Source organism: Streptomyces sp. HPF1205, from assembly GCF_020400825.1.
Classification (GTDB): Bacteria; Actinomycetota; Actinomycetes; order Streptomycetales; family Streptomycetaceae; genus Actinacidiphila.
This window is the reverse complement of sequence record NZ_JAINVH010000005.1, coordinates 179,049-191,630: the sequence shown is the minus strand read 5'-3', so window position 1 is coordinate 191,630 and position 12,582 is coordinate 179,049. Positions and strand designations below refer to the sequence as shown.

General features: G+C 73.8%; 13 protein-coding genes. 2 read left to right on the top strand and 11 right to left on the bottom strand.

What is annotated here, in order from left to right; all coding sequences use genetic code 11:
- Positions 1-131 precede the first annotated feature (131 nt).
- The 10 genes from K7G61_RS08210 to K7G61_RS08165 form a co-directional block, all read right to left on the bottom strand.
- A complete protein-coding gene (locus tag K7G61_RS08210; RefSeq protein ID WP_308190605.1) occupies positions 132-869 on the bottom strand; it encodes an amino acid ABC transporter ATP-binding protein in 738 nt (245 codons plus the stop codon).
- Between the two features lie 71 nt (positions 870-940).
- Positions 941-1,192, bottom strand: a complete 252-nt coding sequence (locus K7G61_RS08205; protein WP_225846013.1) for a TfoX/Sxy family DNA transformation protein — start codon at positions 1,190-1,192, stop codon at positions 941-943.
- 263 nt (positions 1,193-1,455) lie between these two features.
- A complete protein-coding gene (locus K7G61_RS08200; RefSeq protein ID WP_225846012.1) occupies positions 1,456-2,241 on the bottom strand; it encodes an exodeoxyribonuclease III in 786 nt (261 codons plus the stop codon).
- A 47-nt stretch (positions 2,242-2,288) separates the two neighbouring features.
- Positions 2,289-2,915 carry an MBL fold metallo-hydrolase gene (locus K7G61_RS08195; RefSeq protein ID WP_225846011.1) on the bottom strand — a complete coding sequence of 209 codons (627 nt, stop codon included), beginning with the start codon at positions 2,913-2,915 and terminating at the stop codon, positions 2,289-2,291.
- 90 nt (positions 2,916-3,005) lie between these two features.
- Positions 3,006-4,298, bottom strand: a complete 1,293-nt coding sequence (locus K7G61_RS08190) for an alpha/beta fold hydrolase (RefSeq protein WP_225846010.1) — start codon at positions 4,296-4,298, stop codon at positions 3,006-3,008.
- Between the two features lie 33 nt (positions 4,299-4,331).
- The gene (locus K7G61_RS08185) at positions 4,332-5,078 is read right to left on the bottom strand and encodes a hypothetical protein (protein WP_225846009.1); all 747 of its coding nucleotides are present in this window, start codon (positions 5,076-5,078) and stop codon (positions 4,332-4,334) included.
- A complete protein-coding gene (locus K7G61_RS08180) occupies positions 5,075-6,235 on the bottom strand; it encodes an ROK family glucokinase (protein ID WP_225846008.1) in 1,161 nt (386 codons plus the stop codon). The genes K7G61_RS08185 and K7G61_RS08180 overlap by 4 nt, the downstream gene beginning before the upstream one ends.
- Positions 6,232-7,068, bottom strand: a complete 837-nt coding sequence (locus K7G61_RS08175; RefSeq protein WP_225846007.1) for an ATP-binding cassette domain-containing protein — start codon at positions 7,066-7,068, stop codon at positions 6,232-6,234. The genes K7G61_RS08180 and K7G61_RS08175 overlap by 4 nt, the downstream gene beginning before the upstream one ends.
- On the bottom strand, positions 7,065-8,108 hold the full coding sequence (locus K7G61_RS08170; RefSeq protein WP_225846006.1) for an ABC transporter permease: 1,044 nt from the start codon (positions 8,106-8,108) through the stop codon (positions 7,065-7,067). Before K7G61_RS08170 ends, K7G61_RS08175 begins: the two co-directional genes overlap by 4 nt.
- Positions 8,105-9,079 (bottom strand): sugar ABC transporter substrate-binding protein, encoded by a 975-nt coding sequence (locus K7G61_RS08165; RefSeq protein WP_225846107.1) that lies wholly within the window; start codon positions 9,077-9,079, stop codon positions 8,105-8,107. The genes K7G61_RS08170 and K7G61_RS08165 overlap by 4 nt, the downstream gene beginning before the upstream one ends.
- A 412-nt stretch (positions 9,080-9,491) precedes the next feature.
- Between K7G61_RS08165 and K7G61_RS08160 the strand changes: the two genes are divergently transcribed.
- Positions 9,492-10,514: a Gfo/Idh/MocA family oxidoreductase gene (locus K7G61_RS08160; RefSeq protein ID WP_225846005.1), complete on the top strand. Its 1,023-nt coding sequence runs from the start codon at positions 9,492-9,494 to the stop codon at positions 10,512-10,514.
- 84 nt (positions 10,515-10,598) lie between these two features.
- On the opposite strand, the gene K7G61_RS08155 is transcribed toward K7G61_RS08160, so the two are convergent.
- Positions 10,599-11,375, bottom strand: a complete 777-nt coding sequence (locus tag K7G61_RS08155; protein ID WP_225846004.1) for a class I SAM-dependent methyltransferase — start codon at positions 11,373-11,375, stop codon at positions 10,599-10,601.
- 413 nt (positions 11,376-11,788) lie between these two features.
- Here K7G61_RS08155 and K7G61_RS08150 point away from each other — a divergent pair, with 413 nt between their 5' ends.
- Entirely contained in the window at positions 11,789-12,577 is a 789-nt protein-coding gene (locus K7G61_RS08150; protein WP_225846003.1) for an arylamine N-acetyltransferase, read from the top strand.
- Positions 12,578-12,582 lie beyond the last annotated feature (5 nt).

The following is a 12,582-nucleotide window of genomic DNA, read 5'->3' as shown; positions in this document are numbered from 1 at the left end:
CCCCGCGCGGACTCCGGGCCCCGCACGGCCGCGGAACCGCCGGCGGCCTCGGGTCCGCCCGCGGCCTCGGAACCGCCCGGGCGGTCCGCGTACCCGGCTTCCGCGCCGCCCGGGCCGGGCCGCCCCCCGCCTCAGTGCCGCAGGATCTTCGCCAGGAAGTCACGGGCGCGGGCGCTGTGCGGCGCGGTGAAGAAGTCGGCCGGGGGCTGCTCCTCCACGATGCGCCCGTCCGCCATGAACACCACGCGATCGGCCGCCGACCGGGCGAACCCCATCTCGTGGGTGACGACCACCATCGTCATGCCGTCGGCGGCCAGGCCCCGCATCACGTCCAGCACCTCGTTGATCATCTCGGGGTCGAGCGCCGAGGTGGGCTCGTCGAAGAGCATCGCCTTGGGGTCCATGGCCAGTGCGCGGGCGATGGCCACGCGCTGCTGCTGCCCGCCGGAGAGCTGCGCCGGGTACTTGCCGGCCTGACCGGTGACGCCGACCCGCTCCAGCAGTTCGTGGGCGCGGGCCTCGGCCTCCTCCCGGGAGCGGCCGCGCACCTTGACCGGCGCGAGGGCGACGTTGTCCAGCACGGTGCGGTGGGAGAAGAGGTTGAAGGACTGGAAGACCATGCCGACGTCCGCGCGCAGCCGGGCCAGCTCCCGGCCGCCGTCAGGCAGGGGGCGGCCGTCTATCGTGATCGTGCCGGAGTCCACCCGCTCCAGCCGGTTGACGGCCCGGCACAGGGTGGACTTGCCCGAGCCGGACGGGCCGATGACGGTGACGACCTCGCCGCGGCGCACGGTCAGGTCGATGTCGTTGAGGACGTGCAGCGGCCCGAAGTGCTTGTTGACGCCGCTGAGGACGATCAGGGGTTCCATCTCTCCCCTCCTCCGTCCCGCCGTGGCCGGTCGGCCGCCGCCTTCCCGGCCCGCGGCCGGGACTCGGGCGCTCAGCCCAGTACGCGGTTGACCAGGGTCTCCCGTTCGGTCTGCGGGATCGCGGTCCACCGCATCCCGCGCAGGGCGCCTTCGAGCGCCAGCAGTGTGTGGGTGCGGGCGTCCTCGGGCAGTTCGGGGCGGATCTTCTCGAAGGCCCGGCCCGAGCCCAGGCGGCGCAGCTCGCCCGCGTCCCCTACGCCCGCTCGGCGCAGTCGGTCGGCGAGCACCGCCCCGATGTTCGGAAGCTGCTGAAGGGAGTCCACGTCGTGCCTCCGGTACGAAGCTGGTGGGTGAGGGTGCCTCGGGGGTCCTGCGGTTCCCCGTGGCGCCATCATGCACGCGCCGCGCGGCCCCGCAGCCCGATCGGGCCTGACACGCCCGTGGCGGTCCCCCGCGGTGGTGACCGCGGCCGCCGCCCAGACCACGCCCCGGCCGGCCGTCCCGCCGGCCGCCGAGCCCGGCACCGCCTCGCCCACCGGGCCGGGCGTCCGGCCGGGGCGCGGCCCGGACTGCGGTCCCCGCGGGATCACCGCGGCACCTCCAGGTCGACCACCACCGGGGCGTGGTCCGAGGCGCCCTTGCCCTTGCGCTCCTCGCGGTCCACGTAGGCGTCGCCGACCGCCTTGGCGAACGCCTCGTTGCCGTACACCAGGTCGATGCGCATGCCCCGGTTCTTGGGGAAGCTCAACTGCCGGTAGTCCCAGTAGGTGTACGGGCGGTCGTACTTCAGCGGGCGCGGGACCACGTCGGTCAGGCCGGTCTCCCGCAGGGCGGCCAGGGCGGCCCGCTCGGCGGGGGTGACGTGGGTCTGGCCCTCGAAGAAGGCGACGTCGAAGACGTCCTCGTCCGCCGGCGCCACGTTGTAGTCGCCGAGGACCGCGAAGGGGCGCGGGCCGGCCGCGTCACCGGCCACCGCCGCCTTCAGCGCCTCGAACCAGGCCAGCTTGTACGTGTAGTGCGCGTGGCCGACCTCCCGGCCGTTGGGCACGTAGACCGACCAGACGCGGACCGGGCCGCAGGTGGCGGACACCGCGCGGGGCTCCTGGACGCCCTCGAAGCCGGGGTCGCCGGGCAGGCCGGTGACCACGTCCGCGAGGCCGACACGGGATATCACCGCCACCCCGTTCCACCTCCCGTCGGCGTTGACCGCCGCCTCGTACCCCATCGCCCGCAGTTCGGTGTACGGGAACTGCTCGGCGGTGCACTTGGTCTCCTGGACGCACAGGACGTCCGTGCCGCTGGTCTCCAGCCAGGCGAGCAGCCGCGGGAGGCGGGCGGTGATCGAGTTGATGTTCCAGGTGGCGATGCGCATGCCTGACAACCTAGCGGCTGGGTCCGACAATGGGCTCCGGGCTGACGTTACGCCTGGTCACCGGGGCTGAGGCGGAGGTGGTCGGCGCCGCCGAGGTTGCCGATCTGCATGTCGTAGATCGGCCGGGCGAGGTCGGTGAGCAGCGCGTCGTGGACGTCGATGGACCGGCGCGGCTTGACCTCGCGGACGTAGTCGATCACCTCGGAGATCTTGTTCCAGGGTGCCTGGACGGGCAGCAGCAGGGTGTCGATCTCCTGGCCGGGCAGGGTGAAGGCGTCGCCCGGGTGAAAGACGCTGCCGTCGACGAGGTAGCCGACGTTCGTGATGCGGGGGATGTCGGGGTGGATGACGGCGTGCAACTGGCCGTGCACCTGGACGTCGAAGCCCGCCGCGGTGAAGGCGTCGCCCTCGCCGACGGTGTGCACGCGGCCGGGGAAGGCCGCGGAGACCTTCTCGGCGACGCTCGCCAGCGTCCACAGCTGGGCGCCCGGGTTGGACTCCAGGCCGGTCCGCAGGCGGTCCTCGTTGAAGTGGTCCAGGTGCTCGTGGGTGACGAGGATGACGTCGGCGCCGACCGCCGCGTCCTCCTCGCTGAAGGTACCCGGGTCGATGACCAGGGTGCGGCCGTCCTTCTCCAGGCGCACGCAGGCGTGGCGCTTCTTGGTCAGCTTCATGGTGCCCATCTTGCTACAGGGCGGCGCGGGGCCGGGACACGGGCGGTGATCTTCACGGGCCTTCCCGGACGGTACGGCCGGACGGTACGGCTAGGCCCGGTCGGTCTCCTCGCGGATCACCGCGCGGGCGGTGTCCAGGGCGGCGCGGGCGGCGGGCAGACCGCAGTAGACCGCGGCGTGGACCAGGGTCTCCTCGATCTCGCCGGGGGTCAGTCCGCTGCGCAGCGCGGCCCTGGTGTGGCCGGCGAGGTCACCGAGGTGGCCCAGGGCGGTCAGGGCCGTCAGGGCGACGAGGCTGCGGGCCTTGCGGTCCAGGCCCGGCCTGGCCCACGTCCCGCCCCATGCCCAGCGGGTGGCGAACTCCTCGAAGGCGCCGCCGAACTCCCCCGCGAGGGCGGCGGCCGCGTCGGCGTCCGCGTCGCCGAGCAGTTCGCGCCGGATGCGCAGCCCTTCCCCGTGGGTGTCCGGCGGGGCCGGCGCGGCGGGCGGGGCCGCGGCGGCCGGCATCCGCGGGGGTACGGGCGGCGGGGCGGGGGCGAACGGGGTGCTCTGCGGGGCGCGTTCGGCCCACGCGCTGTCGAAGTGCCGCACGAGCAGCTCGCCTATGGCGGCCGGCTCCTCGACCGGCGCCAGGTGGCCGGTGGCGGGCACCACCGCGAGCCGGGCGTCGGGGATGCCGGCCAGCAGCAGCCTTGCGTCGGCAGGAGGCGTCTCGGTGTCGTCGGCGCCCGCGACGACCAGGGTGGGCACGGTGATGCCGCCCAGCGCGTCGCGGATGTCGAAGGCGGCCAGTGCCTCGCAGGCGGCGACGTAGCAGGCCGCGTCGGTGGTGCGGACCATCTGCACCGCCCACTCGGTGATCGCCGGCTGGGTGGCCAGGAACGCCTCGGTGAACCAGCGCCCGGGCGTGGCGGTCGCGGTGCGCTCCAGGCCGCCCGCCCGGATCACCACCGCCCGCTGCCGCCAGCTGTCGGCGGTGGAGTAGCGGGCGGCGGCCGACACCAGGGCGAGGGCGGCGACCCGGTCGGGCCGCAGCAGGGCCAGCCGGGCGCCGATGGCGGCCCCCAGTTCGCAGCCGGCGTACCCGAAGGTGTCGATGCCCTCGTCGTCGAGCACCGCCAGCAGCCGCCGGGCCAGGTCGTCGACCGAGGAGGCGGGCTCGGCCGGGGCGCCGCCGTGGCCGGGCAGCTCGTAGCGCAGCAGCCGCCAGTTGCCGCCGAGCACCGGCAACTGGCGGTCCCACATGTGCCAGGTGGCGCCCAGCGCCGGGCCCAGCACGATCACGGGGGCGTCGTCCGGGCCGTCGAACCGGTACTGCAGCGGCGGCAGCAGCAGGTCGTCGTAGGTGTCCTCGTACCCGGTCTCTTCGGTCGCCTCGCTCATCGCCTCACGCTATCGAGTGAACCGGCGGGGGCCCTAGCCGCCCCCGAAGCCGTGGAAGCCGTGCTGGAAGTTGACGGTCGACACCACGTACACGGTCGGCGCGTCGGGGTTGGTCAGGTCGACGGTGATGTCGTGGTCGGGTTTGTCGCCGACCTGGTGCAGGCTGATGCCCGCCCAGTGGCGTCCGGGGGCGAAGGTCCAGCCGGCCGTCCTCGCCTCGCCCGGGGTGACGGCGCCCTTGCCGTCGGCCAGCGCGCTGCGGCTCGTGCCGACCTGGGCGAGCCAGGTGTCCAGGCCGCCCGCGTTGGTGGTGAACTGGCAGTAGAACTCGCTGTGGTCCCAGGCGTTGCGCTCCATGTAGGCGTCGCCGACCGTGCCGTTGGGGATGGGCACCTGGTAGATGCGGCGCAGCAGGCTGTTGGGGACGTCGTGGGCCAACTCCTTCTGGGCCGCTTCCTGTTCGGCCTCGGCGCCGCCGTCCCTGCTCTGGTCGGCGGAGATCACCACGTAGACCAGCGGGACCAGGATCAGCAGCGGTACCACGACCCAGCGCACCCAGCGCGGCGGGTTGCGGGGCGGGAGGGGCTCGTCCCGTACGGTGCCGCCGTCGCCGGAGCCGTCGCCCCCGCCGCCGCGCTCGCCCCCGCCGCCCCCGGGGCCGGAGGGCGGCGATCCGGCGCCCGGATCGCCGTCCCGGGCGCCGCGGTCCCCGGTGACGGGGTCGGCCGGGCGGCCGGACGGGACCGGTTCGCGCCGCGTGCGCTCCGGTGTGGTCGTCACTGGCCGGCCGCCTGCCGGCCGTAGGCCCAGCCGTAGCGCTCGTACCGCTCGACGCGGCGGCGGTTGGCGCGGCGGAACCGGCGGGCGACCAGCCGGGCCAGGTCCGCGGCGCCCACCATGCCGGCCTCGGGGCCCAGTTCGGCCTTGACGATCCGCGCCTCGGGCCGGTAGCCGCGGCCGGTGAGGGTGCGCCGGAAGGCGTCCCTGGCCGGGGTGATCAGCAGGTCGTCCGCGGCGCTGACGCCGCCCCCGATGACGAAGCAGCTCGGGTCGAGGGCGGCTGCCAGGTTGGCGATGCCGACGCCGAGCCACTGGCCGATGTCCTGGAACAGCTCGACGCACATCGCGTCGCCCTGCCGGGCCAGCTCGGTGATCATCGGGCCGGTGATCTCGCGGACGTTGCCGCCGACCCGTTCGATGATCCCGTACGCGACCGGGGAGTCGGCGGCGGCCAGTTCGCGTGCCTCGCGCACCAGGGCGTTGCCCGAGCTGTACTGCTCCCAGCAGCCGCGGTTGCCGCAGGGGCAGCGGTGGCCGCCGGGCACCACCTGCATGTGGCCGAACTCGCCCGCCACCCCGTAGCGGCCCCGCTTGACCCGGCCGTCCTCCAGGATGGCGCCGCCGATGCCGGTGCCGAGGGTGATCATCACCAGGTCGGGCTCGCCGCGGGCCGCGCCGAAGCGCCACTCGGCCCAGGCGGCGGTGTTCGCGTCGTTGTCGACCATGACCGGGACCAGCAGCCGCTCGGCCAGCCGGTCGCGCAGCGGCTCGTCCCGCCAGGCCAGGTGCGGCGCGAACAGCACCCTGGAGCGGTCGGCGTCCACCCAGCCGGCGGCGCCGATGCCGACCGCGTGCACGTCGTGCCGCTCGGACAGGTCAAGCACGAGTTCGACGATGGTGTCCTCGACGACCTTGGGGCTCTTGGACTTGTCGGGCGTCTCGGTGCGCAGCTGCTCCAGGATGTTGCCGTCGGCGTCGACGACCCCGGCCATCACCTTGGTGCCGCCGATGTCGATGCCGACGGTGGGCACGCGCGGCGCGCTCAGGTGCGAGCGGCGCTCGCGCCTGTCGGTGGCCGCGGCGACGTTGAAGTTTCGCCACACCGTGGCCCGGGCGGCGCCGCTGCCGCGGTACACACGTTCACGATTGGCACTCAAGCGGAGTTCTCCGGGTCGGTGGCGGCCACGGGTCCGGTGGCGGCCGGTGTGCGGCTCAGCTCATGGGTCAGTTCGTCCAGCTCGCTGCCCCCGGCCATTTCCCGGGTCAGCGCGTCCAGCGTAATGTCCTTCTTCAGGTGGCTGCCCGCCATGGTGCCGCGTTTGAGCATCACGAAACGGTCGCCGACCAGATGGGCGTGGTGCGGGTTGTGCGTGATCAGCACGACGCCGAGGCCGGCGTCGCGGGCGGCTGCCACGTAGCGCAGCACCATCCCGGACTGCTTGACGCCGAGCGCGGCCGTCGGCTCGTCGAGCACCAGCACCTTGGCGCCGAAGTGCACGGCGCGGGCGATGGCCACGCACTGCCGCTCGCCGCCGGACAGGGTGCCGATCGGCTGGTCGACGTCACGCAGGTCGATGCCCATCCGCAGCAGCGCCTCGCGGGTGGTGGCGCGCATCGTGGCCACGTCGAGGCGGCGCAGCGGGCCGCGGCCCCTGGTCGGTTCGGAGCCGAGGAAGAAGTTGCGCCACACCGGCATCAGCGGCACCACGGCCAGGTCCTGGTAGACCGTGGCGATGCCGCGGTCGAGGGCCTCGCGCGGCGAGGCGTGCCGTACCTGCGTGCCGTCGACGGTGTACGTGCCGGAGTCGTGCGGGTGCACCCCCGCGATGATCTTGATGAGGGTGGACTTGCCCGCTCCGTTGTCGCCCAGGACGCAGGTGATCTCTCCGGCGTGCACTTCCAGTGAGACGCCCCGCAGCGCGCGGACGTTCCCGTAGGACTTCGACACGTCGGTGAGGGCGACGAGCGGGACGCGGTCGGTGCTGGTCATCGGCCGGCCTCCGCCCGGTGCCGTACGAATGCGTTGAGCAGGGTGGCGAGCAGCAGCATCGCGCCCAGGAAGAACTTGAACCAGTCGGGGTTCCACTGCGCGTACACGATGCCGTTGCTGGTCATGCCGAAGATGAACGCGCCGACCGCGGCGCCGATGGCGCTGCCGTAGCCGCCGGTCATCAGGCAGCCGCCGATCACCGCGGCGATGATGTAGAGGAACTCGTTGCCGACGCCCTCGCCGGACTGGACGGTGTCGAACGAGAACAGCAGGTGCTGTCCGGATATCCAGGCGCAGAAGGCGACCGCCATGTAGAGGCCGACCTTGGTGCGGGCCACCGGGACGCCGACGGCGCGGGCCGCCTCCGCGTTGCCGCCGGCCGCGAAGATCCAGTTGCCGGCCCTGGTGCGCAGCAGCACCCAGGTGGCGACCACGACCAGGCCGATCCACCACAGGATGGTGACCTGGAGGTCGGCCGAGCCGACCGTCCAGTGCGAGGCGAACAGGTCGCGGCACGCCGGGAAGCCCTGCATGTCGCCGATGTGCTTGGTGGACACCGTGCCGCTGATCAGTTTGGTCAGGCCCAGGTTGAGTCCGGAGAGCATCAGGAAGGTGCCCAGCGTGATGATGAAGCTGGGCAGTCCGGTGCGCACCAGCAGGACGCCGTTGAAGGCGCCGAGCGCGAGGGTGACCAGCAGCGAGACGCCGACGCCCACCCAGGTGTTCGCCGTCATCTGGTAGCTGAACATCGAGGAGATCAGCGCCGAAGTGGTCACCATCACGCCGGCCGACAGGTCGAACTCGCCGCCGATCATCAGCAGTGCCACCGGGACGGCCATGATTCCGATGGTCGAGGAGGTGTACAGCACCGTGCCGAAGCTGGACGCCTGGAGGAAGGAGTCGGCGAAGAAGGAGAAGAAGACGAAGACGGCCGCGGCGCCGACGACCGCGCCGAGTTCCGGCCGGCCCAGCAGCCGCGCGGCCAGGGACCGCGGGGCCAGCCGCTCGTCGGGGGCGCCCGGGGCGGTGAGGGCGCTCATCGGGTCCCCCGGTCGGTGTACGACAGCAGGGCGTCGGCGTCGTCCTTGGTGACGATCTGCGGCCCGGTGAGGACCGGCTGGCCGCCACCCAGGGCGTCGCCGTTGTAGCGGTAGAGCCACAGCAGGTCGACCGCCTCGTACCCCTGCAGGTAGGGCTGCTGGTCGACGGCGAAGCCCAGGCGGCCGTCCTTCAGGGAGGTCGCGACCTGGCCGTTGAGGTCGAAGGTGTCGATCTCGGCGCCCGAGCCCGCCTGCCGCTTGGCCTTGACGGCGGTGTCGGCGAAGGGCGCGCCGAGGGTGACGACGGCGTCGATGGACTTGTCGGCCTGGAGCTTGGCCTGGATGTCGGACTCGACGGACGGCATGTTGGTGCCGTTGACGTAGAGCTTGTCCGTGGTGCCGGTGAAGGTGGACTTCACTCCGGCGCAGCGCTGCTCGTGGCCGACGTTGCCCTGCTCGTGGAGCACGCACAGCACGTGCTTCCTGCCGCGCTTGTTCAGCTCGTCGCCGACGGCCTTGCCGGCGATCGACTCGTCCTGGCCGATGTGACTCAGCGCGCCGAACTCCTTGGACTGCTCGGAGCCGGAGTTGATGGTGATGACCGGGATGCCGGCCTTCTCGGCGCGGGCGACCGCGGCCTTCATGGCGTCGGGTTTGGCGAGCGTGACGATCAGGCCGTCCACGTGCTGGTCGATGGCGGCCTGCACCAGTTGCGCCTGCCGGTCGCCCTGGTCGCTGTTGGAGTACACGAACTTGATGTTGTCCTTGGCCGCGGCCTGCTTGGCGCCGCTCTGCACGATGTCCCAGAAGGTGTCGCCGGCGCCGGAGTGGGTGACCATCGCGAAGGTCCAGTGCGGGGTGTTCACCGCGGAGCCGTTGGCCGCGAGCCGCTTGGCCCGGTCCTCGGCCCGCTTGCCGCCTGTGCTGCTGCAGCCGGCCAGGAAGGCCGCGCCGAGCACGGCCGCGAGCAGTGCGCCGAGTACGCGGCCGAACCCGCGCGTGCCCCATGGTCCGCCACCACCGGATCTGCTCGCTGCTGCCCTCGCCACGTGGCCCCGCCTTTCCGTGCTGTTCGTGTTGCGTCCGGGAACGGTGTGCTGCCTGATGCTGCGAGTGACCTTCCCGGCGGCCCCAAGTATCCGTCAAGGGGTCGAGCACCCCCTCACCGGTCCCGCCGGCCGCGGGAGCGGTGAGGGTGCCCGGCGGACGCCTCGGGAAGGCGCCGGCATCGCGCCCCGGGAAGGCGCCCGCACCACGCCTCGGCAGGGCAGAATGACGGGACGTCCGTATGTCCGGACATTCTTTGACACGGTGGCGGGCCGCGCGGGAGGTTGGGAGAGCGCGCCCGTCGCGTCACCTCCCGGCGAAGGGGCAGGAGCAGGCATGCGGATCGGAATCATCGGCGCCGGCCGGATCGGGGCCTTCCACGCCGCGACGCTGGCCGTGCACGACGACGTCGCCTCGCTGGTCGTGGCGGACGCCGATCCGGTACGGGCGCGGAAGGTGGCGGTCGCGCACGGGGCCGCCGCCACATCCGTGGACGCCTTGTTCCGCAGCCGCCCCGACGCGGTGGTGATCGCCTCGGCCACCGCCGCGCACCCGGGCCTGGTCGCCAAGGCGGCCCGGCTGGGGATCCCGGCGTTCTGCGAGACGCCGCCCGCGCTGGACCTGGCGGCCGCGGTCGCCGCGCTCGCCGCCGTCGCCGGCGCGGGCGGCCTGCTGCAGGTCGGTTTCCAGCGCCGCTTCGACGAGGGGTACGGGGCCGCCCGCCGGGTGCTGCGCGAGGGCGGGGCGGGCCGCCTGCACACCGTCCGCATGGTCGGCTCCGATCCCGCTCCCCCGCCGCCGGCCTCCGTACCGCTCTCCGGCGGGCTGTACCGCGACTGCCTCATCCACGACTTCGACGCGCTGCGCTGGGTGACCGGCGAGGAGATCGCCGAGGTCCACGCGCTCGGCGCGAACGTCGGCTCGGCGGTCCTGCTCGACGCGGGCGACGCCGACACCGCGGCGGCCGTGCTCACCCTGGACAGCGGGGTACTGGCCACGGCGACGGCCACCCGGTACCACGCGGCGGGTTACGACGTGCGCATGGAGCTGGCCGGCACCCAGGACCAGTTCGCCGTCGGGCTGGGGTCGCGCACTCCGCTGACGCCGCTGGAGGCCGAAGCGCAACCGCGGCGGGCGCCCTGGCCGGGCTCCCTCGACCGTTTCGCCGCCGCCTACCGGGCCGAGCTCGCCGCGTTCCTGCGCGTCGTCCAAGGCGCGCAGCCCAACCCCTGCGAGGGCCGGGAGGGGCTGCGGGCCATGCTCGTGGCCGAGGCGTGCGAGATCTCCCTGCGGGAGCGGCGGCCGGTGCGGGTGGACGAGGTGGCGCTCACCGCGGGGGTACGGGAAGTGCTCGCGTGACCGGGCCGCGCACGGGTTGCGCCCCGACCCACGGGTTGCGGCCCCGACCGGGCCCGGGCGGGACGCTCCGCCTCACGGCGCCGGTCACGAAGGGGTGAGCGGCCGACGGAACAGGGCCGTCCACAGGAAGGGTTCGCCGAAGTACGGGGAGTGCGGCGGCTCGTCGCGCATCCGGCGCAGTTCGACCTCGGTGAGGCCGGCGAAGATCCGGCGCAGGGACTCCGGGGTGTAGGCGAGACCGCCGTCGAGGCGGCGGCCACCGGAGCTGCCCGCGGTGTCGCGGTAGAAGTCGGCGTCGGACCGCTCGGATCCCATGGCGCCGGCCGCGAAGCAGGTGAGCGCGTAACGGCCACCGGGGGCGAGGACCCGTTCCAGGAGCGCCAGATAGCTGATCCGGCGGTGCGGCGGCAGGTGGTGGAAGCAGCCGGAGTCCACGACCAGGTCGTAGGGCCCCGTCAGCTCCGCGCCCTGCGGGCCGAAGGCGTCCCCGCAGTCGAAGCGGATCCGGTCGGCGATACCGGGAGCGCCGTCGCGGGCCTGTTCGCGGGCCCACGCGACGGCCGCCGGGGACAGGTCCACGCCGTCGACCCGGAAGCCGAGCGAAGCCAGGTGGAGGGCGTTGCGGCCGGGCCCGCAGCCGAGGTCGAGCGCCCGGCCGCCGCGCGGGACCAGGCCCCGGTCCAGGTACGACACCAGGCTCTCGTCGGGCTTGCGGACGAAGAAGGGCACGGGCCGGTCCCGGTCGGCGTAGAACCCGTCCCACCACGCGCCCGCGGCCGCCGTCCAGCGGTCGGCCCCGGGCACGAACAACCCGTCCAGCAGCTTGAGCACGTCGTCCACCGTGCGGATGCTCCGGTCCATCCGGCCCCCTTCCCGATGCGGGCGAGAGTAGCCGCGCGGTACTCGAAAGCCCAGGTCAAGGCGTTCGCGTGGCGGGCCGGTGCGGGCGCGTGCGGGGCCGGCGGGACCGCGTCCACGGGGACGGAGGGCGGCGCGGCGCGGGGCGGGCACAGGCGGCCCCGCGGGCCGTGCCGGGGGCTTGTCCGGGCGCGCGGGCGGGGCTTTTTCCCACGGCGCCGGGGACGCACCGGGCAGGCGACGGGAACGCCGTTCACCGGGCGCCTTCCGCGGCATCGAATCGCCTCCGGCGAAAGGGACCCGGGACGGATTCGCCCCCCGCTCGCGGCCGGCCGGGAGGGGGACTTGCGGACCAGGACCGGTACCGGACCGGGGACCGATGACAGCGGGCCCGCCGGTCGGCGATAAAGAGAGGCATGGACTCTCACCTCGTCGACGCCTACCTCGACCGCACAGGGGCCGCACGGCCCGCCGCCGCCGACGCGGCCGCGCTGCGCGACCTGCACCTGCGCCACCAGCTCGCCGTACCGTTCGAGAACCTGTCGATCCACCTCGGTCAGGACATCGCCCTGGACGCCTCCGCGCTCGCCGAGAAGATCATCGGCGGCCGCGGCGGCTTCTGCTACGAGCTCAACGGCGCCTTCGCCGAACTGCTCGGCGCCCTGGGGTACCGGGTGACGCTGCTGGCGGCGCGGGTGTACGGCGACGGCGGGCGGCCGGGGCCGCCGTACGACCACCTGGCCCTGCGGGTGGAGGCGGCGGACGGCAGTGGGCCGTGGCTGGCGGACGTGGGGTTCGGCCGCCACGCGCACTACCCGCTGCGCCTGGATTCGCGTGCCGACCAGCGCGATCCGGGTGGGGTGTTCCGGCTGGATGAGACCGCCGAGGGCGACCTGCGGGTGCTCAGGGACGGCCGGCCGCAGTACCTCCTGGATACCAGGCCGCGGCGGCTGTCCGACTTCGAGGCGACCTGCTGGTGGCAGCGGACCTCGCCGAAGTCGCACTTCAGGCAGTCGCTCGTGTGCTCCCTCCTCACCGGGCGGGGCCGGGTGACGCTCAGCGGGCGGAAGCTGGTGCTGACCGAGGACGAGCGGCGCGAGGAGTACGACCTGCGCGACGGCGGCGAGGTGCTGGCCGCCTACCGCGAGCACTTCGGGATCACGCTGGAGCGCGAACCGGTCGTCGCGCCGCTCGGCGCCCCGTAGCCGCC